The following is a 23,582-nucleotide window of genomic DNA, read 5'->3' as shown; positions in this document are numbered from 1 at the left end:
CGGCCGTGAGGTGCGCGAACACGGCGAAGCCCCCGGTGACGGAAGGTCACCGGGGGCCGCGCGGGGCTTCGTACCGGGTGCTGCCGGGTGCTGCCGGGGTGCTCCGGCCGCTACAGCTTCTCGATCACGTAGTCGACGCAGGCCGTCAGGGCCTGCACGTCCGCCGGGTCGACCGCCGGGAACATCGCGACACGCAGCTGGTTGCGGCCCAGCTTGCGGTAGGGCTCGGTGTCCACGATGCCGTTGGCGCGCAGCACCTTGGCGACGGCCGCCGCGTCGATGTCGTCCGAGAAGTCGATCGTGCCGATGACCGAGGAGCGCTTGTCCGCGTCCTGGACGAAGGGGTTGGCGTACTTCGACGCCTCCGCCCAGCCGTACAGGTGGCGCGCGCTGGCCGCCGTACGCCCCGTGGTGAACTCCAGGCCGCCCTGGCCGTTCATCCACTCCAGCTGCTGGTCCAGCAGGAACAGGGTGGCCAGCGCCGGGGTGTTGTACGTCTGGTTCTTCAGCGAGTTGTCGATCGCCGTCGGCAGCGAGAAGAACTCCGGGATGTGCCGGCCGGAGGCGTGCACGCGGGCCGCGCGCTCCAGGGCCGCCGGGGAGAACGCCGCCAGCCACAGACCGCCGTCGGAGGCGAAGGACTTCTGCGGGGCGAAGTAGTAGACGTCCGTCTCGGTGATGTCCACCGGCAGACCGCCGGCACCCGAGGTCGCGTCCACCAGAACGAGGGACCCGGCGTCCGCGCCCGCGACCCGCCGGATGGGCGCCGCGACACCCGTCGAGGTCTCGTTGTGGGTGTACGCGTACACGTCCACGCCCGCCTCGGCCACCGGCTCGGGGTGCGTGCCCGGCTCGGAGGAGATCACGGACGGCTCGTCCAGCCACGGCGCGAGCTTCGCGGCATTGGCGAACTTGGACGAGAACTCGCCGAAGGTCAGGTGCTGGGACTTCCGCTCGATCAGACCGGCGGTCGCGATGTCCCAGAAGGCGGTGGAGCCGCCGTTGCCCAGGATCACCTCGTACCCGTCGGGGAGGGAGAAGAGGTCCCGGAGGCCCTGGCGCACCGATCCGACCAGGTTCTTGACCGGGGCCTGGCGGTGGGAGGTGCCGAGCAGGGAGGTACCGGTGGCGGCGAGGGCGTCCAGCGCCTCGGTCCGCACCTTGGAGGGGCCCGCGCCGAAGCGTCCGTCGGCGGGCTTGATGTCAGCGGGAATCTGGATCTCAGCCACGAGCGGAGCGTATCGGTTCCCGCTCCGCGCTCCGGACGCGCGTCCACCCGGTGAGACGGTCCGTCCCGGTGCGAGGCTGGCCGGTGTGACGGCGACCGGGGACAGCACACGCGATCTTGAGCGGACACTACGGGCGGAACTGCGCGGGGAGGTGGATTTCGGCGCGGCGGCCCGCGCCCTCATGACGATGGACGCCTCCAACTACCGCCGGGTGCCCGTGGGCGTCGTCACCCCGCGCGACGCCGAGGACGTGGCCGCCGCCCTGCGCGTCTGCGCCGGCGCCGGGGTCCCCGTCGTCCCGCGCGGCGGCGGCACCTCCATCGCCGGACAGGCCACCGGCACCGGGATCGTCCTCGACCTCACCCGGCACATGAACGCCCTCGTCGCCCTCGACCCGGCCGCGCGCACCGCCGTCGTCCAGCCCGGCCTGGTCCTCGACCGGCTGCGGGCCGCCGCCCGCCCGCACGGGCTGACCTTCGGCCCCGACCCCTCCACCCACTCCCGCTGCACCCTCGGCGGCATGATCGGCAACAACGCCTGCGGCGCCCACTCCGTCGCCTGGGGCACCACCGCCGACAACGTCACCGAGCTGTCCGTCACCGCGTACGGCGGCTCCGCCCACCGGATCGGCACCGGCTGGGCCGGGGCCCCCGAGGGCCTGCGCCGGCTCGTCGACAGCCACCTCGCCACCCTGCGCACCGGCCTGGCGGGCGGCTTCTCCCGCCGTATCTCCGGCTACGGCGGCCTGGACGCGCTGCTGCCCGAGCGGGGCGTCCAGGTGGCCCGCGCCTTCTGCGGGAGCGAAGGCACCCTCGGCGTGGTCACCGAGGCCGTGGTGCGCCTGGTGGAACTGCCGCGCGCGCCCGCCCTCGCGGTGCTCGGGTACGCCGACGAGAGCGCGGCCGCGGACGCCGCCGCCGGGCTGCTCGGGCACGGGCCGCTGACGGTGGAGGGCATGGCCGAGGACCTGGTGCGGGGAGCGGGGGCCGGTCTGCCGCGCGGGCGGGCCTGGCTGTTCGCGGAGATGCCGGACGAGGGCGGCGCCCGCTCGCTGGTCCGGGACGCGGACGCGCTCGACGCCCTCGTGGTCACCGACCCGGCCGCGCGGCGGGCCCTGTGGCGGATCCGCGAGGACGCCGCCGGCACCGCCACGCGCATGCCCGACGGGACCATGGCCTGGCCGGGATGGGAGGACTGCGCGGTACCGCCGGCCCGGCTGGGGGCATACCTGCGCGCGTTCCGGGAGCTGCTGGCGGCGCACGGGCTGCGGGGGACCCCGTACGGGCACTTCGGCGAGGGCTGTGTCCACGTACGGATCGACTTCGACCTGGCGTCCCCCGCCGGGGTGGCCCGCTACCGGGCCTTCTCCTCCGACCTCGCCGATCTCGTCGTCGGGCACGGCGGCTCGCTGTCGGGCGAGCACGGGGACGGGCAGGCGCGGGCGGAGCTGCTGCCGCGCATGTACGGGCCGGAGGTCATCCGGCTGTTCGGCGCGTACAAGGACCTGTGGGACCCGGCGGGCGGCATGAACCCGGGGATGCTGGTGCGGCCGGCGCGGCTGGACGAGAACCTGCGCTTCGCGGTGCTGCCCGGGGTGCCGCTGGCGGGGGAGGTGGCCCGGTGCGTGGGCGTGGCGAAGTGCCGTACGGCGGGTGGTGCGGGCGGGGCGGACGGCGGGGCGGGGGTGATGTGCCCCTCGTACCGGGTCACCGGGGAGGAACGGCACTCCACACGCGGGCGGGCGCGGCTGCTGCACGAGATGCTGGCGGGCGAGGTGATCACCGGAGGCTGGCGCTCGCCGGAGGTCGCCGAGGCGCTGGACCTGTGCCTCGGCTGCAAGGGCTGCCTCAGCGACTGCCCGGTGGGCGTGGACATGGCCGCGTACAAGTCCGAGTTCCTGCACCGCCACTGGGCCGGGCGGATCCGGCCCCTGGCCCACTACACGCTCGGCGGGCTGCCGGCGTGGCTGCGGCTCATCGCCCGGCTGCGGGCGGCCCGCGCGGTGAACGCCGCGGGGCGGCTGGTGCCCGTACCGGGTCTGACGCGGGAGCGGGCGCTGCCGCCGCTGGCCTCCGAGCCGTTCACGCGGTGGTGGGAGCGGCGGGCCGGCCGGGGCGGGGCCGGCCGGGGCGGGGCGGCTGTGCTGCTGTGGCCCGATACGTTCACGCAGTACCTGGCGCCGGAGGTGGGCCGGGCGGCGGTGGCGGTGCTGGAGGACGCGGGGCTGCGGGCGGTCGTGCCCGCCGGGCCGGTGTGCTGCGGGCTGACGTATCTCTCGACGGGGCGGCTGGACCGGGCGCGGGCGGTGCTGCGGCGGACGCTGGACGCGGTGGAGGGGCACCCGGGGACGGTCACCGTGCTGGAGCCGAGCTGCGCCGCGGCCCTGCGCGGGGACCTTCCCGCGCTGCTGCCCGGGGATCCGCGGGCGGCGCGGCTCGCGGGGGCGGTGCGTACCGTCGCGGAGACCCTGGAGGAGTGCGCCCCGCACTGGACGCCGCCGCGCCTGGACCGGCCGGTGGCCGGGCAGACCCACTGCCACCAGCACGCGGTGCTCGGCGACGCGGCGGACCGGCGGCTGCGCGAGCGGGCCGGGCTCGTGGGCGAGCTCAGCGGGGGCTGCTGCGGGCTCGCGGGGAACTTCGGCTTCGAGCCGGGCCATCACGCGGTATCGGTGGCCTGCGCGGAGGAACAGCTGCTGCCCGCGCTGCGGGCGGCCCCGGAGGGCACCCTCGTCCAGGCGGACGGCTTCTCCTGCCGCACGCAGATCGCGCAGCTGGGCGGGGGGCGGGGGCGCCACCTGGCGGAACTGCTGGCGGAGGGGCTGGGGGCGGCGGGGCCGGGGGATGAGCCGCGGCGGGGGCCGGGGGAGGGCGGGCCGTCGTAGCGGGCGGTGTGTAAGGCGACAGCCGTGGCATCACTCCTTACGAACCCGTAATCTGGAGAAATGCCCGTCCCCACCGCCCCGAACGCGTCCCCGAATACCCCCGCGCCGTCCCCGACGTCCGCTGCCCCCGCCGCCGCGGCCCCTCCCGCCGAGGGGGCGCGGGCCCGGCTCGGGCCGGTCGCGCTGGTGATCTCGGCCGGGATCTCGGTGCAGTTCGGCGCCGCCCTCGCGGTCATGATCATGCCGAGGGCGGGTGCGGCGGGCGTGGTCACCCTGCGCCTCGCGGCCGCCGCGCTCGTGCTGCTGCTCCTGTGCCGGCCGAAGGTGCGCGGCTACAGCCGTTCCGACTGGGGGACCGTGGTCGCCTTCGGCGTCGCCATGGCCGGGATGAACGGCCTCTTCTACCAGGCCATCGACCGGATCCCGCTCGGCCCGGCCGTCACCCTGGAGGTGCTGGGCCCGCTCGCCCTCTCGGTGATCGTCTCGCGGCGGCTGGTGAACCTCCTGTGGGCCGGGCTCGCCCTCGGCGGTGTCGTCCTGCTGTCCGGGCACGGCGGGGGCGGGCTGGGCTTCGGCTCCCTCGACCCGCTGGGTGCCGCCTTCGCGCTCGGGGCGGGCGCGATGTGGGCGGCGTACATCGTGTTCAGCGCCCGTACCGGCCGCCGCTTCCCGCAGGCGGACGGGCTGGCCCTGGCCATGGCCGCGGCGGCGGTGCTGTCGCTGCCGCTGGGCATCGTCGAAGCGGGCTCGGACCTGCTCGTGCCGAGCACGCTCGCGCTGGGGCTGGGCGTGGCCGTACTGTCCTCCGTACTGCCGTACACGCTCGAACTGCTCGCGCTGCGGCGCATGCCGGCCCCGACCTTCGCCGTCCTGATGAGCCTGGAGCCGGCCATCGCCGCCACCGCGGGCTTCCTCGTCCTGAACCAGGCGATGTCCGCGCTGGACGCCCTCGCCATCGCCCTCGTCATCGCGGCCAGCATGGGCGCGGTCCGCTCGCAGATCGGAAAGAAGGCCGCCTGATGGACCCCGTCGCCGCCTACGTGGAGGCCGCCCCCGAACCCCGCCGCGCGGCCCTCACCCGGCTGCGCGACCTGTGCCGGGCGGAACTCCCGGACTTCGAGGAGCGGATCGCGTACGGCATGCCGGTGTACGTCCGGCCGGGCGGCACGGAGGCGGAGGCGGAGATCGCCTGGGCGAACCAGAAGCAGTACATCTCGGTCTACGTCCTGCGCCCGGACGTCCGCGAGGCGTTCGCGGCCCGCCTGGAGCCCCACGACATGGGCAAGTCCTGCCTCCGCTTCCGCCGCCCGGACACGGTGGACTTCGACCTCGTCCGCGACCTGATCCACGCCACGTCCCAGCCGCCCGGGGCGCCCGGGGCGCCCGGGGCGCCCGGGGGCAGCCAGTAGGGACGGCCGGAGGCTCGCGTTCCTGGCGACGGGCGGGTACGTCGCGGTGCCGACGGGGCGGGCGCGCGAACGTGGTCCGCCAGTGCGGGCCGGCGCACGTGGACGTCCTCCTGTCGGTCGTGGCGGGGTGACCGGGCGCGGTGGGTCTCAGCCCAGTGGGATGTCCACGTATGACGGGGTCGGTTCCGGGGAGGTGAGGGAGAGGGTGGAGCGGGGGTGGTTCTGGGGGGCGTAGAAGGGGTCCTCGGCGGTGATCACCAGGGTGAGGCGGTGGGTGGCCGGGAGGTCGTAGGCCGTGGCATGGAGGTCGATGTCCGCGCTGATCAGGCTGTCCGGCGGGGAGGCGGGGGCCGTGAACGGGGCGTGCGTGATCAGGCGGGCCGTGCCGTCGGGGGCCGTGTCCAGGAGGTACGCGACGAAGCCGGAGCACGGGTCGGCCGCGCGGTACGTGACGCGTAGCCGGGGGGTGCCGCGCAGGCGGACGGTCTCCGCGGCCGGTCCGGCGGACCAGACGGCCGTGACCGTGCGGTCGAGGGCGTCCAGCGGGTAGGTCCTCGGGCGGCCCGCGAGCTCCGCGTAGCCGGAGGCGACGACCGTGTCCGCGACCGTCGCCGGGGTGTCCAGCCCGCAGAGCACGGTGGAGGTCCAGCCCGCCCGCGGGGCGTCGGTGAGCTCGCCCCCGTCCGCCAGGTACAGCCGCCGCACCTGCCCGGTCATGGCGGCCCAGGTGGGGCGGGGTTCGAGGGCGGTGCTCCACATGACCTCGGCGAGCACCTGGCCCTCGGAGCCGATGCCGTCGTCCTCGCCCTTGAGGTGGTGGTCGAACCAGCGGTGGGCGTCGGTCCAGATCCGGTTCGGCAGGCCGAGGAGGCCCGGCGCCTCGGGCCCCGCGTGGTCCCCGACGGAGAGCGCGAGCCGCTTGGGGCCGGTCAGTTCGTCGAACATCCGCAGCGTCTGGTTCGGCGGGAAGAGCGTTTCGTGCCAGGCGTGCGCGAAGTACACCGGCAGCCGGCGGCGGTTGAGCTCCTTGATGTGGGTGAACGGCGAGCGGACCTCCGCCCAGCGCTCCGTGCCCCGCAGGTCCTCGCCCGCCAGGACCGCCGCGAGAACGCTGCGCGTCTGCGGGCTCAGCCGCGCCTTGGCGGCCGTGCCGAGCAGGGCCCGTACGGCGGCGGTGCGGCGGGTGGAGTTCTCGTACAGGACTTCTCCCAGGTCACCCCAGGTGCTCAGCGCGACGACGGCGTCGACGCGGGTGTCGTGCGCGGCGACCAGCTGGGCGATGCCCGAGCCGTACGAGGTCCCGAGGAAGCCGATCCGCGTCACCGGGCCGGCGGCGCGCGCGAGCAGGTGGTCCAGGGCGCGGCGGCCGTCCGCGACGTCGAGCGGTCCCGCCATGTCGGCCTGGCCCTCGGAGCCGGCGAACCCGCGGGCGGAGTAGGCGAGGACGTCGTAGCCGCGGGCAGCGAACAGGGTGGCCTGGACGGCGTACGCCAGCCAGCCCAGGCCGCTCCACGGCGCGGGCATGACCACCGCAGGGCGGGGCCCGGCCCCGGTGTGCCGCCACAGCGCGGCGTCGAGGAGCTTCCCCTCGGCGCCGGTGACCTTGCCGCGGGTGAAGACGGCGACGCCGCGCATCCGGGCGGCCTCGGCGGCGCGGGCGGGGGCGAGGCCGGTGACGTCGCCGCACTCCAGGGCGGTGACGAAGGCGCCGAGGGCGGTCGCGTCGAGTTCGGGATAGAGGGAGACGGGGGTGGTGCGGGCGGCCGGGGTCACGCCGGTTCCTCCTCGGAGTCGAGTGGCGCGGACGTGGTGCGACCGTTCCGGGGGCGGAGCGGAGGGTTCAGTATCGACGGGACATCCGGTGACGGTTCCGCCGCTTTCCGGCGTACGGCCTGAATCGCCCCCGGGCGGGACGGCGGGGGGCGCGCCCGGGAGCTGCGGCCTCCCGGTCCAGGGGTCAACTTCCGTGCGCGGGCGGCGCTTTGGTGCGACTGGCGGGAAGGAGGCGGCTTCTCAGAAAATCATGCAAGCGTGCTTGATTGTTTTCCCGGGTGCTGCCAGTCTTCCCCTCACGCCGAGAGGGGAGCGCAACCGTGCCCGATCCGTCCGCCGTCGCCGTCTTCACCGATCTCACCGAGGAAGGCACCGAACTCGACCTCCTCGTCGCCGGGTCGAAGGAAGCGGACTGGGCGCTTCCCACCCCCGCGCCCGGCTGGAGCATCGCCCACCAGATCGCCCACCTGCACTGGACCGACCGGGCCTCCCTGCTCTCCCTCACCGACGCCGCCGGCTTCGGCCGCCTGGCCGGGGAAGCGCTCAAGGCGCCCGACACCTTCGTGGACGCGGGCGCGGAGGAGGGCGCCGCGCTGGAGCCCGCCGTCCTGCTCGCCCGCTGGCGCACCACCCGCCGCGCCCTCGACGACGCGCTCGCCGCCGCCTCGCCCGAGGCCCGGTTCCCCTGGTACGGGCCCCCGATGAAGGCCGCCTCGATGGCGAGCGCCCGCCTGATGGAGACCTGGGCGCACGGCCAGGACATCGCGGACGCCCTCGGGGTGCGCCGTGCGCCGACGGCCCGGCTGCGGCACGTGGCGCGGATCGGCGTACGGGCCCGCGACTACGCCTATGCCGTACGCGGACTGCCCGCGCCCGCCGAGGAGTTCCGGGTGGAGCTGACCGCCCCCGACGGCTCGGCGGTGTGGACGTACGGCCCGCCCGGCGCCGCGCAGCGGATCACCGGCCCGGCGCTCGACTTCTGCCTGCTGGCCACCCAGCGCGCCCACCGCGCCGACCTGGCCCTGACCGCCACCGGCCCCGACGCGGACCACTGGCTCGACATCGCCCAGGCGTTCGCCGGCCCGGCGGGCGCGGGACGCGCGCCGGGGGAGCGGCCGGGGCAGGAGCCGGACGGCGCGCCGGGGGAGCGGCCGGGGCAGGACGGCGCGCCGGGGGAGCGGCGATGAGCCAGCGGCGGCCGCTGCGCATCGGCAATGCCTCCGGCTTCTACGGGGACCGCTTCGACGCCGTACGCGACATGCTCACCGGCGGCCCCCTCGACGTGCTGACCGGCGACTACCTCGCCGAGCTGACCATGCTGATCCTCGGCCGCGACCGCCTGAAAACCCCCGGCCTCGGCTACGCCCGGACCTTCCTGCGCCAGCTGGAGGAAGCGCTCGGCCTCGCGCACGAGCGCGGCGTCCGCATCGTCACCAACGCGGGCGGTCTGCATCCGGCGGGACTCGCCGACGCGGTACGGGCGCTGGCCGCGAAGACCGGCGTACCGGTCTCCGTGGCCCACGTCGAGGGCGACGACCTCAGCGCCCGCCACGAGGGCGCCCTCACCGCCAACGCCTACCTCGGCGGCGCCGGGATCACCGCCTGCCTGCGGGCCGGCGCGGACGTGGTCGTGACCGGCCGGGTCACGGACGCCGCGCTGGTCAGCGGGCCCGCCGCCTGGTGGTTCGACTGGGCGCCCGAGGACCACGACCGGCTCGCGGGGGCGGTGGTCGCGGGCCATGTCCTGGAGTGCGGCACCCAGGCCACCGGCGGGAACTACTCCTTCTTCACCGCCCACGACGTGCGCCGCCCCGGCTTCCCGCTGGCGGAGGTCTCCGAGGACGGCTCGGCGGTGATCACCAAGCACCCCGGGACGGGCGGGGTGGTCTCGACGGGCACGGTCACCGCCCAGCTGCTGTACGAGACGCAGGGCGCCCGCTACCTCGGCCCGGACGTGACGGCCCGGCTGGACACGGTACGGCTCACCGAGGAGGGCCCCGACCGGGTCCGCGTCAGCGGCGTACGGGGCGAGGCGCCGCCCGCGGAGCTCAAGGTGGGCGTGACCCGGCTCGGCGGCTGGCGCAACGAGGTGGTCTTCGTCCTGACGGGCCTGGACATCGAGGCCAAGGCCCAGCTCGTACGGGACCAGCTCGCCGGGGTCCTGGAGGGCATCGCCGACGCCCGCTGGACCCTGGCCCGGACCGACCACCACGACGCCGGCACCGAGGAGACGGCGAGCGCGCTGCTGCGGCTGGTGGTGCGCGACCCCTCGGCGGAACGGGTGGGCCGGGCGCTGACCTCGGCCGCGGTCGAGCTGGCCCTCGGCAGCTACCCCGGCTTCCACGTCACCGCGCCGCCCGGACCGGCCCAGCCGTACGGGGTCTTCACCGCCACCACCGTCCCGGCGGCGGAGGTCCCGCACACGGCGGTCCTCCCGGACGGCACCCGCCTGCCGATCCCGCCGCCGGGGCCGGTGGCGGGCCCGGGCCCGTCACCGGTCGTCCCACCGCCCGGTCCGCCGACGGCCGCAGCCCCCACCGGCCCCGCCGTTCCCGACGGCCCCACCGTCCGCGCCCCCCTCGGCCTGCTGGCCGGGGCCCGGAGCGGGGACAAGGGCGGGGACGCCAACGTCGGCGTCTGGGTACGCGGGGACGATGCCACGGCGCGCGCCGACGAAGCCTGGGCCTGGCTGTGCGGCACCCTCACCGTCGACCGCTTCCGCGAGCTGCTGCCCGAGACCGCCCCGCTCGCCGTAGAGCGGCATGTCCTGCCCGGTCTGCGCGCCCTGAACTTCACCGTCACCGGGATCCTCGGCGACGGGGTCGCCTCCGGCCACCGCTTCGACCCCCAGGCCAAGGCCCTCGGCGAATGGCTGCGCGCCCGGCACCTCGACATCCCGACCCACCTGCTCCCGCCCCCGGAGGGGACCGGCCCATGACCCGCCTGCGCACCACCGTCGACCCGCACGCCCCCGAGTACGCCTCGGCCCGTACGGCCGCCCTGGAACGCCTCGACGCCCTCGGCGCCGAGCACGCCAAGGCCCTGGCGGGCGGCGGGGAGAAGTACACGGCCCGGCACCGCGACCGCGGCAAGCTGCTGGCCCGGGAGCGCGTGGAACTGCTCCTCGACCCGGACACCCCCTTCCTGGAGCTGTCCCCGCTGGCCGCCTGGGGCAGCGACTATCCCGTCGGCGCCTCCATGGTCACCGGCATCGGCACCGTCGAGGGCGTCACCTGCCTGATCACCGCCAACGACCCCACCGTGCGCGGCGGCGCCAGCAACCCGTGGACCCTCAAGAAGGCGCTGCGGGCCAACGAGATCGCCCGGCAGAACCGCCTGCCCGTCATCAGCCTGGTGGAGTCCGGCGGCGCCGACCTGCCGTCCCAGAAGGAGATCTTCATCCCGGGCGGCGCGATCTTCCGCGATCTGACCCGGCTGTCGGCCGAGGGCATCCCGACCGTCGCCGTCGTCTTCGGCAACTCCACCGCCGGAGGCGCGTACGTGCCCGGCATGTCCGACCACACCATCATGATCAAGGACCGCTCGAAGGTGTTCCTCGGCGGTCCGCCGCTGGTCAAGATGGCCACCGGCGAGGAGAGCGACGACGAGTCCCTGGGCGGCGCCGACATGCACGCCCGCACCTCCGGCCTCGCCGACCACTACGCCCTCGACGAGTACGACGCGATCCGCCGGGCCCGCCGCGTCGTGGCCCGGCTGAACCACCGCAGGCCGTACGCGGAACCACCGCAGGCGCAGGAACCCCTCCACGACCCGGAGGACCTTCTCGGCATCGTCCCGCCCGACCTCAAGACCCCCTTCGACCCCCGCGAGGTCATCGCCCGGATCGTCGACGGCTCCGACTTCGACGAGTTCAAGCCGCTCTACGGCGCCAGCCTCGTCACCGGCTGGGCCAGCCTGCACGGCTACCCGGTGGGCATCCTCGCCAACGCCCAAGGGGTGCTGTTCAGCGCCGAGTCGCAGAAGGCCGCGCAGTTCATCCAGCTCGCCAACCAGCGCGACATCCCGCTGGTCTTCCTGCACAACACCACCGGCTACATGGTGGGCAAGGAGTACGAGCAGGGCGGCATCATCAAGCACGGCGCGATGATGATCAACGCGGTCTCCAACTCCCGCGTCCCGCACCTCTCCGTACTGATCGGCGCGAGCTACGGCGCCGGCCACTACGGCATGTGCGGCCGCGCCTACGAGCCGCGCTTCCTCTTCGCCTGGCCCAGCGCCAAATCCGCCGTCATGGGGCCGCAGCAGCTGGCCGGGGTGCTCTCCCTCGTGTCCCGGCAGTCCGCCGCCGCGAAGGGGCTGCCGTACGACGAGGAGCAGGACGCCGGGATGCGGGCCTTCGTGGAGGCGCAGATCGAGTCCGAGTCCCTGCCGATGTTCCTGTCCGGGCGGCTCTACGACGACGGCGTCATCGACCCGCGCGACACCCGTACCGTCCTCGGCCTGTGCCTGTCGGCCGTCCACCACGCCCCCGTCGAGGGCGCCCGTGGCGGCTTCGGCGTCTTCCGGATGTGAGCCCGCAGATGACCCAGAACACCACCCCGATCAGCTCCCTGCTCGTCGCCAACCGGGGCGAGATCGCCGTGCGGATCCTCCGTACGGCCCGCGCCCTCGGCCTGGCCACCGTCGCCGTGCACTCCGACCCGGACGCCGGCGCCCTGCACGTCCGCGATGCCGACGCCGCCGTACGGCTGCCGGGCGCGGCCCCCGCCGACACCTATCTGCGCGGCGAGCTGATCATCAAGGCCGCGCTGGCCGCCGGGGCCGACGCCGTGCACCCCGGCTACGGCTTCCTCTCCGAGAACGCCGGCTTCGCCCGCGCCGTGCTCGGCTCCGGCCTGACCTGGATCGGCCCGCCGCCCGAGGCCATCGAGGCCATGGCCTCCAAGACCCGGGCCAAGGAGCTGATGCGCGCCGCCGGGGTGCCCCTGCTCGACCCCGTCGACCCGGCCACCGCCACCGAGGCCGATCTGCCGCTGCTGCTCAAGGCGGCCGCGGGCGGCGGCGGCCGGGGCATGCGCGTGGTCCGCGAGCTGGACGCCCTCAAGGAGGCCCTGCACGCCGCCTCCGCCGAAGCGGCCTCCGCCTTCGGCGACGGCGAGGTCTTCGCCGAGCCGTACGTGGAACGCGGCCGCCATGTGGAGGTGCAGATCCTCGCCGACGCCCACGGCACCGTCTGGGCCCTCGGCACCCGCGACTGCTCCCTCCAGCGCCGCCACCAGAAGGTCATCGAGGAGGCCCCGGCCCCCGGCCTGCCCGAGAGCCTGCGCACCCGCCTGCACACCGCCGCCGTCGCGGCCGCCCGCGCCGTCTCCTACCGGGGCGCGGGCACCGTGGAATTCCTCGTCACCGCCGACGGCCGCCCGTACTTCCTGGAGATGAACACCCGGCTCCAGGTGGAACACCCCGTCACCGAAGCCGTCTTCGGCCTGGACCTCGTCGCCCTCCAGCTGCGCGTGGCCGAGGGCGCCGCGCTGCCGCCGGAGCCGCCCGAGCCCGCCGGGCACGCCGTCGAGGCCCGGCTGTACGCCGAGGACCCCGCGCGGGACTGGCGCCCGCAGACCGGCGTGCTGCACACCCTCGACGTGCCCGGCGCGGTCCGCGTGGACACCGGGTTCACCGCCGGGGACACCGTCGGCGTCCACTACGACCCGCTGCTCGCCAAGGTCGTCGCCCACGCCCCCAGCCGTGCCGAGGCCGTCCGTGTCCTCGCGCACGCCCTCGCCGGAGCCCGCGTCCACGGGCTCACCACCAACCGCGAGCTCCTCGTACGCTCCCTGCGCCACCCGGAGTTCGCCGCCGCGCGGCCGGACACCGGCTTCTACGAGCGCCACCTCGCCGCCCTCACCGAAGGCGGCCCGGACCCCGCCCCGGCCGCCGTCGCCGCCGCCCTCGCCGCGGCCGCGCCCGCCCCGGACGAGCCCCTCGCCGCGCGCGTCGGCGGCTGGCGCAACCTCCGCTCGCAGCCGCAGATCCGCCGCTACCGGGCGGGCGGAGCCGAGTACGAGGTCCGGTACGAGCCCGGCGGGACCCGCCTCGTCGACCACCCCGGCATCCGGGTGCTGGCCGCCACCCCGGAGCTCGTCACGCTCGAAGTCGACGGGATCCGGCGGATGTTCCACGTGAAACACCATGCGAACAGCAGTGAGGTCTACGTGGACTCCGCGCTCGGCGCCCACACCCTCACCCCCGTCCCCCGCTTCCCGGACCCCCAGGACCGGACGGAGCCGGGCTCCCTGCTCGCCCCCATGCCCGGCACCGTCGTCCGCGTCGCCGAGGGCCTGGGCCCCGGCACCCGCGTCACCGCCGGGCAGCCGCTGCTCTGGCTGGAGGCCATGAAGATGGAACACCGCATCCTCGCCCCGGCCTCCGGCACGCTCACCGCGCTCCACGCCGTCACCGGCCAACAGGTCGAATTCGGCGCCCTGCTCGCCGTCGTCCAGGAGGAAACGCCAGCATGAGCCCCGTCATCGAGACCGAAGAGCACCAGGCACTGCGCGCGGCGGTGGCCGCCCTCGGCGGCCGCTACGGCCGCGACTACCTCTCCCGTATCGCCCGCGAGGGCGGCCACCCCGACGAGCTGTGGGCCGACGCCGCGAAGCTCGGCTACCTGGGGGTGAACCTGCCCGAGGAGTACGGGGGCGGGGGCGGCGGCATCGCGGAACTCGCCATCGTCCTGGAGGAACTGGGCGCGGCGGGCTGCCCGCTGCTGATGATGGTCGTCTCGCCCGCGATCTGCGGCACGGTGATCTCCCGCTTCGGGACGGAGGAGCAGAAGCGGGGGTGGCTGCCGGGGCTGGCGGACGGCAGCCGCACGATGGCCTTCGGCATCACGGAACCGGACGCGGGCTCCAACTCCCACCGCATCACGACGACGGCCCGGCGGGACGGGGAGGACTGGATCCTGACGGGCCGCAAGGTCTTCATCTCCGGGGTGGACATCGCGGACGCCACGCTGATCGTGGGCCGCACGGAGGACTCCCGGACGGGGCGGCTCAAGCCGTGCCTGTTCATCGTGCCGAGGGATGCCGCCGGGTTCTCGCGGTCGGTGATCGACATGGAGCTGCAGGCGGCGGAGAAGCAGTTCGAACTGGTGCTGGACGGGGTGCGGTTGCCCGCCTCGGCGCTGGTGGGGGACGAGGACGCGGGGCTCCTCCAGCTCTTCGCGGGCCTCAACCCGGAGCGCATCATGACGGCCGCCTTCGCGATCGGCATGGGCCGGCACGCGCTGGGCCGGGCCGTGGAGTACGCGAAGACCCGCCAGGTCTGGCGCGACCCGATCGGCGCCCACCAGGCCATCGCGCATCCGCTGGCGCAGTCGCACATCGAGCTGGAACTGGCCCGCCTGATGACGGGGCGCGCGGCGGCGCTGTACGACGCGGGGGACGACGTGGGCGCGGGCGAGGCGGCGAACATGGCGAAGTACGCGGCGGCGGAGGCGTGCGTCCGGGCGGTGGACCAGTCGGTCCACACCCTCGGCGGCAACGGCCTCACCCGCGAATACGGCCTGGCCTCCCTGATCACCGCGTCCCGCGTGGCGCGCATAGCCCCGGTGAGCCGGGAGATGATCCTGAACTTCATCTCCCACCAAACCCTGGGCCTCCCCAAGTCCTACTGAGGCGGCTTGCCCTGCGGGTTGCCCTGCGGGCGGCTCGGCGGGACCGGTACGGGTCGGGGGGCGGTGCCGGGGTGGGGTATCTCCTCGGCTCGCGCGTGCGGCGGGGTTCGTCCCGTACGGGGCGGTTGCGCGCTCGTCCTGCGGGGACACCCCACCCCGTCCCCACCCCCCTCAGCGGAATCCCCCACGGGCCCACCCGGGGATCCCCCGATCCGGCAAAGCCGGCACCGAGCGCCGAAGTCCCGCACGGGAACAGGGCCGCGCTACTGGATCCGCCGGTGGGGTGGGGACACGCAGGAGGGTCCCCGCAGGTCGAGCGCGCAACCCAGGCCGTACAGGGCGACCGAGGCCGCAGGCGCGAGCCGAGGAGTCCCTCCGGAGGGGCCCCGCCCCGCCCCTGTACGGGCCGGTTGCCCGCAGGGTCGCGCCCCGCGCTGCCGGATCCGCCGGTGGGGTGGGGACGCGCAGGAGGGTCCCCGCAGGTCGAGCGCGTGACCGCCCCGTACGGAACGACCTTGCCCGCAGGCGCGAGCCGAGGAGACACTCCGGAGGGGCCCCGCCCCACCCCCGCACCGCCCAGCCGCCCGCAGGGCAGCACCCCGCTACCGCCCCGATACCGCCGAGCCCGCCCGCAGGGCACCCCGTACGACCCCCAGCCCCCCTCCGGAGGAGACATGGTTTCACCCGTCCGTGCCGTAACACAGGCCGGCGTCGCCACGCTGACGCTCGACTCCCCCGGTAACCGGAACGCCCTCTCCGCCGGGCTCGTGGCCGCCCTCCGGGACGCGCTCGCGTCCGCCGCCCAGGACGACACCGTGCGGGTGGTCGTGCTGACCCACACTGGGGGGACCTTCTGTTCCGGGGCCGATCTCAAGGCCCCCTGCGACCCCGCCGACTTCCTCGCGCTGCTCGCCGAGATCGCCGCGCTGCCGCGGCCCGTCGTCGCGCGGGTCACCGGGCACGTGCGCGCCGGCGGCCTCGGGCTGCTCGGGGTGTGCGACATCGCCGCCGCCGGCCCGGAGTCCACGTACGCCTTCACCGAGACCCACCTCGGCGTGGTCCCGGCCGTCATCTCGGCCCCCCTCCTGCCCCGCCTCGACCCCCGCGCCGCCGCCCGCTACCTCCTCACCGCCGAGCCCTTCGGCGCCGCCGAAGCCACCCGCATCGGCCTGCTCACCCTGCACAGCGACGACGTCGACACCGCCCTCGCCCCCGTCCTCGCGGGCCTCCGCAAGGCCGGCCCGGAAGCCCTCGCCGCGACCAAGCGCCTGGTCAACGCCCCCGTACGGGACGCCCTCGCGCGGGACGGCGCCGCCCTCACCGCCCTGTCCGCGCGGCACTTCGCCTCCGCCGAGGCCCGCGAAGGCATCACCGCCCGCTTCGAACGCCGGGACCCCGCATGGTCGCTGTGACCGCCCCCAAGCAGGCGCGCAGCCGCGTCACCCGCCGCCACCTGCTGGAGGCGGCCGTGGCCTGCCTCGCCGAACACGGCTGGGCCGGCTCCACCGTCGCCGTCGTCGCCGAACGCGCCGGCGTCTCCCGCGGCGCGGCCCAGCACCATTTCCCCACCCGCGAGGACCTGTTCACCGCCGCCGTGGAGTACGTGGCCGAGGAGCGCTCCACCGCCCTGCGCGAGCTCTTCCACGCCGGCCCCGCCGCCCGCCCGGCCGTCGTCGAAGCCCTGGTCGACCTCTACACCGGCGCCCTCTTCCGCGCCGCCCTGCAACTGTGGGTGGCCGCCTCCAACGAGGAGCAGCTGCGCCCCCGCGTCACCGAGCTGGAGGCCCGCGTCGGCCGCGAGACCCACCGCATCGCCGTGGAACTGCTGGGCGCCGACGAGTCCGTACCCGGCGTACGGGAGACCGTGCAGGGCCTGCTGGACATGGCCCGGGGGCTGGGCCTGGCGAACGTCCTCACCGACGACACCGCCCGCCGGGCCCGCGTCGTCGCCCAGTGGTCCCGCGTCCTCGACGCCGCCCTGCCGTGAAACAGCGGAGGGCGCCGCACCCCCGCCCCGGGGATGCGGCGCCCTCGCGCGGCGGGCCGTCAGGCCGTCGCGGCGATGTCCGCGTAGCCCTCGATCTCCCGCGGGTCGCGCCGCCCCGGCCCCGTGTAGCGGGCCGACGGCCGCACCAGGCGGCCCGTGCGCTTCTGCTCCAGGATGTGCGCCGACCAGCCGGCGGTACGGGCGCAGCTGAACATGGAGGTGAACATGTGCGCCGGGACCTCCGCGAAGTCCAGCATGATCGCCGCCCAGAACTCCACGTTCGTGGCGAGCACCCGGTCCGGGCGGCGCGCGTGCAGCTCCTCCAGCGCGGCCTTCTCCAGCGCGGCGGCCACCTCGTAGCGCGGGGCGTCCAGCTCCTTGGCGGTGCGGCGCAGCACGCGGGCGCGCGGGTCCTCGGCGCGGTAGACGCGGTGGCCGAAGCCCATCAGCCGCTCGCCCTTGTCGAGGGTCTTCTTCACGTACGCCACGGCGTCCCCGGTGCGCTCGATCTCCTCGATCATGCCGAGCACGCGCGAGGGCGCCCCGCCGTGCAGCGGCCCGGACATCGCGCCGACGGCCCCCGACAGGGCCGCGGCCACGTCCGCGCCGGTGGAGGCGATGACGCGCGCGGTGAAGGTGGAGGCGTTCATGCCGTGCTCGGCGGCGGAGGTCCAGTAGGCGTCCACGGCCTTGACGTGCTTGGGGTCCGGCTCGCCCCGCCAGCGGATCATGAACCGTTCGACGACGGACTCCGCCTTGTCGATCTCCCGCTGCGGCACCATGGGCAGGCCCTGGCCGCGGGCGGACTGGGCGACGTACGACAGCGCCATCACGGCGGCGCGCGCGAGGTTGTCGCGGGCGGTCTCCGCGTCGATGTCCAGCAGCGGTTTCAGACCCCACACCGGGGCGAGCATCGCCAGCGCGGACTGCACGTCCACGCGGATGTCACCGGAGTGGACCGGGATCGGGAAGGGCTCGGCGGCCGGCAGGCCGGGGTTGAAGGCACCGTCGACCAGCAGGCCCCAGACGTTCCCGAAGGAGACGTGGCCGACGAGGTCTTCGATGTCGACGCCCCGGTAGCGGAGCGATCCGCCTTCCTTGTCCGGTTCGGCGATCTCCGTCTCGAACGCGACGACCCCTTCGAGCCCGGGTACGAAGTCGGACATCAGGCGGCTCCTCAGATAGTGCGAACACGCGCGGCTCCCGGCGTGACTCGCGGTCCGGCGCGGTCATCCCCGTTGATGCCCGGCGCGGCCGACGGTCACCCGTACGGGGACCTTCGGACCGGCCCCAAGATTTTGGCCGCTCCGCCCCGACTGCGGAAGCGTGACATACGGCACACCGCCGCCGGTACGGCTGCGGCAGGATGGCGGCGTGACCGATCAGGACATTGACCCCGCCATGATGCGCCAGCAGTACCGCTCGGAGACCGTCCACGCGGAGAGCCTCGCCGAGGACCCGATGGAGCAGTTCACCCGGTGGTTCCAGCAGGCCGCGGCCTCGCACCTCTTCGAACCGAACGCCATGGTCGTCTCCACGGCCACCCCCGACGGGCGGCCCAGCTCGCGCACGGTGCTGCTCAAGCAGTTCGACAGCCGGGGCTTCGTCTTCTTCACCAACTACGGCTCCCGCAAGGGCCGGGAGCTCGCCGCGAACCCGTACGTGGCCCTGCTCTTCCCCTGGCACCCCCTGGCCCGCCAGGTGATCGTCACCGGTACGGCGGCCCGCATCGGCCGTGAGGAGACGGCCGCGTACTTCCGCTCCCGGCCGCACGGCTCGCAGCTGGGCGCCTGGGCGAGCGAGCAGTCCGCGGTGATCGCCTCGCGCACGGAGCTGGACCGGCGCTACGCCGAGCTGGAGGAGCGGTATCCGGAGGGCGAGCAGGTCCCCGTACCGCCGGAGTGGGGCGGCTACCGGGTGACGCCGGAGGCGGTGGAGTTCTGGCAGGGCCACGAGAACCGGCTCCACGACCGGCTGCGCTACGTCCAGGACGGCGGCGCCTGGCGTGTGGAGCGGCTGGCCCCGTAGAGCCGCGGCGGGCCGCCGGAGGGGGCCGGGAACGCAGACGACCCGCGGGCTCGGGTCCTCTCCTGCAGTGAGAGGAGCCGGCCGGACGTGCCGGCGAGCCCGCGGGTCGGGTGACTGCTTGGGATTGGCGCCGGGCGGTTCCGCCGGGCACCGCACTGGGTGCGCTGCTGACGACGGGCCCTAGCCCGCAGCCACCTCACGCGTCCGGTTTCCGTACATTGCGGGAACCACCTCCCTTCTCGTGTACCTCAGAGCCTAGGCACCCGCCCCGTGCGTCACAACCCTTTTTCGCGGTGGGCGGCCCGGCGGGATTTCCGGGCCCAATCCGGCGAAACCGGTGTGGCCCGCGTCACGTTCGAGTTCAATGATCTGACGTGCCGCATACGCGAACACCTGCTGGGGGTTCCAGGTGACTGCTTCCGGGCGTAACGAGACCACCGACGATCTGCTCGCCGCCCTGCTGGACGGGATGGACGCCGCGCTGTGCGCGTTCGACTCCGACGGCGTGATCACCCACTGGAACCGCGAGGCCGAGCGGATCCTGGGCTGGTCCGCGGGCGAGGCCGTGGGGCGCAAGGGGTTCGAGGGGTGGGCGGTGCGCGCCGCCGACGCCCAGGACGTGCAGGACAGACTGCTGTCCGCCCAGCAGGTGCCCGGCCGCCACGTGCACGAGTTCGCGCTGCTCACCAAGGACGGCGGCCGGGTCCTCGTACGGACCCAGTCGGCCGGGGTGCCGGGCGCCGACGGCAAGCCCGCCGGGGTGTACTGCGCGTTCAGCGAGGTGCACGCGCAGATCGACCTGGAGCGGGCCATCGCGCTCAGCGAGGCCCTGATGGAGGACGCCTCCTGGGGCCTCGTCCTCGTCGACGTCGACCTGCGCCCCGCCGTGGTCAACGCGCACGCCGCGCGGGCCTTCGGGACCGGCCGCACCGCCCTGCTCGGCCGGCCGCTCGGCGAGCTGCTGGCCCAGGGCGTGGAGGAGCTGGAGGGCGCCCTCGCGCACGTGCTCGCGGAAGGGGCGCCGCCCGCGCCGGTGGAGATGTGGGTGTCGGTGCGCACGGCCGAGGGGGTACGGCGCCGGTGCTGGCGGTGCGGATTCCTGCGGCTGGCCTCGCCGCTCGCGGAGGAACCCGTACCGCTCGGTGTCGGCTGGCTCATCCAGGACGTCACCGAGGCCCGCCAGGAGCAGCTGGACACCGCGCAGGCCCGGTTCCGCTCGCACCAGCTGCACCGCGCGGGGCGGGCGGCCGCGGAGTGCGAGGACCCGGCCGAGGCGGCCTCCGTACGGCTGGACTTCGCGCTCGCCGGCTTCGCCGAGCAGGCGCTGCTCGACGTCACGGACGCCGCGCCCGGGGGAGCGGGGCAGCGGCTCGTACGGTGCGCCGCCTCGCCCCCGGCGCTGCCGGGCCCGGGGTCGATCCCGGTGCGCTACCCGGCCGGGCATCCGGTGCTCCAGGCGCTGGACCGGATCGGCTCGGTGCGCACCAGCGCCCCGCGCGGGGAGGCCGACGCGGAGTGGGCGCGGGCCCGGCAGTGGCCGGAGAGCGCGGCGCACGTGCTGTGCACGGTGCTGCGCAGCCGGGGGCGGACCCTGGGGGCGCTGACCTTCCTGCGCGGGCCGTCGCGCCCGGCCTTCGAGCGGGCGGACGCGGCGTACGCGGAGGAGGTGGCGGGGCGGGTGGCGGCCGACCTGGACCTGGCCTCCCCGCCCGGGTCCGGTCAGTGACGGAAGCCGGGTCCGGTCAGTGACGGGACCCTGGGCCGGTCAGTGGCGGAACCCTGGGCCGGTCAGTGGCGGAAGAAGATCCGGTCGCCGTACTCCTGCATGACGCGGCCGTTCCACTCGTGGCCGCCGTCGACGTTGCCGGAGCGCAGCAGCGGCGGCTCCAGGCCGCGGGCTGCCAGCTCGCCGGCGGCGGTCGCCATGACGGCCTGCATGATCGCGCTGGTGACGACGGTGGAGGCGGGGGCGAAGGGGGCGTCGATGCCGTCGAGGCTCAGCTCGGCGTCACCGACGGCGATCTTGCTGTCGAGGACGACGTCGCAGTGGTCCTTGAGGAAGGTGCCGGAGACGTGCCGGGAACGGGTCCCGGTGGCGTAGGCGACGGAGGTGACGCCGATGACCTTGAGGCCGAGGGCGCGGGCGTTCATGGCCATCTCGACGGGCAGGGCGTTGCGCCCGGAGAGGGAGATGATCACCAGCACGTCGCCGTCGGTGGCGGGGCTGCTGTCGAGGACGGCTCCGGCCAGGCCGTCGACGCGCTCCAGGGCGCTGCCCAGCGTCGCGGGCATGACATCGACCCCGGCGGTGCCGGGGACGGCGAGGAAGTTCATCAGGGCGAGCCCGCCGGCGCGGTATACGACGTCCTGCGCGGGCAGGGAGGAGTGCCCGGCACCGAAGGCGAAGAGCCGGTTCCCGGAGGCGACGGCGTCGGCGATGAGGCCGCCGGCCTCGGCGATGCGCCCGGCCTCCTCCTCCCGCACCCGCTCCAGCAGGCCGATGGCGGCGTCGAAGAACTGCCCGGCCAGCTTGCTCTCGCTCATACGCCGATGGCCCTTCCAGAGATGGGGTGCGTCCGTGTCCGCCGCTCACCGTGCGGTCTGGACCAAGGGCCTGTCAATACGGGCGTCAATCCCGCGCCGGAAGATCCGCGCGCAGGTGTCCGGGAGATGTCCGGGACCGCTCTTGACCGTCGGCACGGGACGGTTGTCGGCCGGATGCGTCAGAATTGGGGACAGGGCCAGCGCACGCAATCCGAGGGGCACGAATGTCCGGACTGATCGATACCACGGAGATGTATCTCCGCACCATCCTTGAGCTGGAGGAGGAAGGTGTGGTCCCCATGCGCGCCCGCATCGCCGAACGGCTCGACCAGAGCGGTCCGACGGTGAGCCAGACCGTGGCGCGGATGGAGCGGGACGGCCTGGTGGCCGTGGCCACCGACCGGCACCTGGAGCTGACGGAGGAGGGCCGCCGCCTGGCGACGCGCGTCATGCGCAAGCACCGCCTCGCGGAGTGTCTGCTCGTCGACGTCATCGGCCTGGAGTGGGAGCAGGTCCACGCCGAGGCGTGCCGGTGGGAGCACGTGATGAGCGAGGCGGTGGAGCGGCGGGTGCTGGAGCTGCTGCGCCACCCGACGGAGTCGCCGTACGGGAACCCGATCCCGGGGCTGGAGGAGCTGGGCGAGAAGGCCGAGGCCGAGCAGTTCCTGGAGGACGGCATGATCAGCCTGGCCGAGCTCGACCCGGGCACGGACGGCAAGACGGTGGTCGTGCGCCGGATCGGGGAGCCGATCCAGACGGACGCCCAGCTGATGTACACGCTGCGGCGGGCGGGCGTGCAGCCCGGCTCCGTGGTGAGCGTGACCGAGTCCCCGGGGGGCGTGCTGGTCGGCAGCGGTGGCGAGGCCGCCGAGCTGGAGGCGGAGATCGCCTCGCACGTGTTCGTGGCCAAGCGCTGAAACGAGGGCGGTCCCGGCGCCTCCCGGCGCCGGGACCGATCCTCCCCTTGCGACCTGGAGCCCCGAGCTCTCAAGGTCTTCCCCTCGGACCGTCTTCCCCGATCGGCCCGCCTCCCTGCTGGAAGGATCTCCATCGGCAGCGGCGGCCAATCCTTGAGCAAGGTCACTCGAAAGAGCGGTGTTGTCGGCGAGAACCCTGTTTTCGAATGCGGGTTCGATAGTCTGGCGGGGAGCGAAGGGGGTGCATCTGCGGTGGTACAGCGCATCGATGTGACAGGGGCCGGCGGAGTCCGCCTGGCCGCCTGGGAGTTCCACGAGCCCCCCGCCGATCCGGCTCCCCGCCCCGGCGGCGGTCCCGGCGTGCTCTTACTGCACGGCCTGATGGGCCGCGCCTCCCACTGGGCCGGCACCGCCGACTGGCTCCGCGAGCGCCACCGCGTCGTCGCCCTGGACCAGCGCGGTCACGGCCACAGCGCCCGCCCGCCCGCGGGCCCCACCGCTCCCGCCCCGCATGCCGCCCTGGGCCGGGAGGCGTTCGTCGCCGACGCCGAAGCCGCCGTGGAACAGCTGGGCCTCGCGCCCGTGACCCTCGTAGGGCACTCCATGGGAGCGCTCACCGCCTGGCAGCTCGCGGCCCGCCGACCGGACCTGGTCGCCGCCCTCGTCATCTGCGACATGCGCGCCTCCGCCCTCGGGGCCGCCTCCCAGCGCGCCTGGGAGGAGTGGTTCCACCATTGGCCGCTGCCCTTCCCCACCCAGGACGCGGCCCGCCGCTGGTTCGGCGAGGACGATCCCCGGGTGGAGCGGCCGGACCCCGGCCGCGGGGCCTTCTTCGCCGAGGTCATGCGGGAGGCCGCGGACGGCTGGCGCCCGCTGTTCTCCCGCCGCCAGATGCTCACGGCCCGGGAGACCTGGGTCCATGACGCGCACTGGGAGGAGCTGGCCCAGGTCCGCTGCCCGACCCTGGTGGTCCGCGGTCTCGACGGCGAGCTGGGCCGGGCGGAGGCCCAGGAGATGGTCCGCGTCCTGCCCGCCGGGCGGTATGCGGAGATCCCCGACGCCGGGCACTACCTCCACTACGACCAGCCGACGGCCTGGCGCGGGGTCCTGGAGCCCTTCCTGGAGGAAGTCCTGGCCGACGCGCCGCAGGCCCCGTAGGCCCGTGGCTCCGCAGG

18 protein-coding genes are annotated in these 23,582 nt (G+C 74.9%); 14 read left to right on the top strand and 4 right to left on the bottom strand.

Features of this window, described 5'->3' with window-relative positions:
• Positions 1-110: 110 nt before the first annotated feature.
• Positions 111-1,229: a phosphoserine transaminase gene (gene serC, locus ABZ873_RS03550; RefSeq protein WP_360864458.1), complete on the bottom strand. Its 1,119-nt coding sequence runs from the start codon at positions 1,227-1,229 to the stop codon at positions 111-113.
• 181 nt (positions 1,230-1,410) lie between these two features.
• On the opposite strand from serC, the gene ABZ873_RS03545 reads away from it, so the two are divergent.
• Genes ABZ873_RS03545 through ABZ873_RS03535 form a run of 3 tightly spaced genes read left to right on the top strand, consistent with a single transcriptional unit; the run spans position 1,411 to position 5,522 of the window.
• On the top strand, positions 1,411-4,113 hold the full coding sequence (locus ABZ873_RS03545; RefSeq protein WP_360864533.1) for an FAD-binding and (Fe-S)-binding domain-containing protein: 2,703 nt from the start codon (positions 1,411-1,413) through the stop codon (positions 4,111-4,113).
• Positions 4,114-4,173: 60 nt separating this feature from the next.
• Positions 4,174-5,133 (top strand): EamA family transporter, encoded by a 960-nt coding sequence (locus ABZ873_RS03540; RefSeq protein ID WP_360864457.1) that lies wholly within the window; start codon positions 4,174-4,176, stop codon positions 5,131-5,133.
• The gene (locus ABZ873_RS03535; protein WP_360864455.1) at positions 5,133-5,522 is read left to right on the top strand and encodes a DUF1801 domain-containing protein; all 390 of its coding nucleotides are present in this window, start codon (positions 5,133-5,135) and stop codon (positions 5,520-5,522) included. The genes ABZ873_RS03540 and ABZ873_RS03535 overlap by 1 nt, the downstream gene beginning before the upstream one ends.
• 147 nt (positions 5,523-5,669) lie before the next feature.
• Here ABZ873_RS03535 and ABZ873_RS03530 read toward each other — a convergent pair whose 3' ends face one another.
• Positions 5,670-7,295: an alpha/beta fold hydrolase gene (locus ABZ873_RS03530; protein ID WP_360864453.1), complete on the bottom strand. Its 1,626-nt coding sequence runs from the start codon at positions 7,293-7,295 to the stop codon at positions 5,670-5,672.
• A 320-nt stretch (positions 7,296-7,615) separates the two neighbouring features.
• Between ABZ873_RS03530 and ABZ873_RS03525 the strand changes: the two genes are divergently transcribed.
• The 7 genes from ABZ873_RS03525 to ABZ873_RS03495 all read left to right on the top strand — a co-directional run bounded on the left by ABZ873_RS03525 (position 7,616) and on the right by ABZ873_RS03495 (position 16,918).
• The gene (locus ABZ873_RS03525) at positions 7,616-8,482 is read left to right on the top strand and encodes a TIGR03084 family metal-binding protein (protein WP_360864451.1); all 867 of its coding nucleotides are present in this window, start codon (positions 7,616-7,618) and stop codon (positions 8,480-8,482) included.
• Complete coding sequence (locus ABZ873_RS03520; RefSeq protein WP_360864449.1) at positions 8,479-10,233, top strand: acyclic terpene utilization AtuA family protein; 1,755 nt, start codon at positions 8,479-8,481, stop codon at positions 10,231-10,233. The genes ABZ873_RS03525 and ABZ873_RS03520 overlap by 4 nt, the downstream gene beginning before the upstream one ends.
• The gene (locus ABZ873_RS03515) at positions 10,230-11,828 is read left to right on the top strand and encodes a carboxyl transferase domain-containing protein (protein WP_360864447.1); all 1,599 of its coding nucleotides are present in this window, start codon (positions 10,230-10,232) and stop codon (positions 11,826-11,828) included. Before ABZ873_RS03520 ends, ABZ873_RS03515 begins: the two co-directional genes overlap by 4 nt.
• A gap of 8 nt (positions 11,829-11,836) precedes the next feature.
• Complete coding sequence (locus ABZ873_RS03510; protein WP_360864446.1) at positions 11,837-13,774, top strand: biotin carboxylase N-terminal domain-containing protein; 1,938 nt, start codon at positions 11,837-11,839, stop codon at positions 13,772-13,774.
• Positions 13,771-14,931, top strand: coding sequence for an acyl-CoA dehydrogenase family protein (locus ABZ873_RS03505; RefSeq protein ID WP_360864444.1), 1,161 nt, complete (start codon positions 13,771-13,773; stop codon positions 14,929-14,931). The genes ABZ873_RS03510 and ABZ873_RS03505 overlap by 4 nt, the downstream gene beginning before the upstream one ends.
• A 674-nt stretch (positions 14,932-15,605) precedes the next feature.
• On the top strand, positions 15,606-16,343 hold the full coding sequence (locus ABZ873_RS03500; protein ID WP_360864442.1) for an enoyl-CoA hydratase family protein: 738 nt from the start codon (positions 15,606-15,608) through the stop codon (positions 16,341-16,343).
• A complete protein-coding gene (locus ABZ873_RS03495; RefSeq protein WP_360864440.1) occupies positions 16,331-16,918 on the top strand; it encodes a TetR/AcrR family transcriptional regulator in 588 nt (195 codons plus the stop codon). The genes ABZ873_RS03500 and ABZ873_RS03495 overlap by 13 nt, the downstream gene beginning before the upstream one ends.
• Positions 16,919-16,977: 59 nt before the next feature.
• On the opposite strand, the gene ABZ873_RS03490 is transcribed toward ABZ873_RS03495, so the two are convergent.
• The gene (locus ABZ873_RS03490; protein ID WP_360864438.1) at positions 16,978-18,084 is read right to left on the bottom strand and encodes a citrate synthase 2; all 1,107 of its coding nucleotides are present in this window, start codon (positions 18,082-18,084) and stop codon (positions 16,978-16,980) included.
• A gap of 235 nt (positions 18,085-18,319) precedes the next feature.
• On the opposite strand from ABZ873_RS03490, the gene pdxH reads away from it, so the two are divergent.
• Both pdxH and ABZ873_RS03480 read left to right on the top strand, forming a co-directional pair.
• Entirely contained in the window at positions 18,320-18,946 is a 627-nt protein-coding gene (gene pdxH / locus ABZ873_RS03485) for a pyridoxamine 5'-phosphate oxidase (protein ID WP_360864532.1), read from the top strand.
• A gap of 409 nt (positions 18,947-19,355) precedes the next feature.
• Positions 19,356-20,672, top strand: a complete 1,317-nt coding sequence (locus tag ABZ873_RS03480; protein ID WP_360864436.1) for a PAS domain-containing protein — start codon at positions 19,356-19,358, stop codon at positions 20,670-20,672.
• Between the two features lie 62 nt (positions 20,673-20,734).
• Here the strand turns inward: ABZ873_RS03480 and ABZ873_RS03475 are convergent, their stop codons facing one another.
• Positions 20,735-21,490: an SIS domain-containing protein gene (locus tag ABZ873_RS03475; RefSeq protein WP_360864434.1), complete on the bottom strand. Its 756-nt coding sequence runs from the start codon at positions 21,488-21,490 to the stop codon at positions 20,735-20,737.
• 224 nt (positions 21,491-21,714) lie between these two features.
• Between ABZ873_RS03475 and ABZ873_RS03470 the strand changes: the two genes are divergently transcribed.
• Positions 21,715-22,407 (top strand): metal-dependent transcriptional regulator, encoded by a 693-nt coding sequence (locus ABZ873_RS03470; RefSeq protein WP_360864432.1) that lies wholly within the window; start codon positions 21,715-21,717, stop codon positions 22,405-22,407.
• Positions 22,408-22,659: 252 nt separating this feature from the next.
• Positions 22,660-23,565, top strand: a complete 906-nt coding sequence (locus tag ABZ873_RS03465; RefSeq protein WP_360864430.1) for an alpha/beta hydrolase — start codon at positions 22,660-22,662, stop codon at positions 23,563-23,565.
• The last annotated feature ends 17 nt before the right edge of the window (positions 23,566-23,582 follow it).

Origin of the sequence: Streptomyces sp. NPDC047014, assembly GCF_040644195.1 — a bacterium.
Lineage (GTDB): Bacteria > Actinomycetota > Actinomycetes > Streptomycetales > Streptomycetaceae > Streptomyces.
This window is presented reverse-complemented; position numbering and strand designations above follow the sequence as displayed.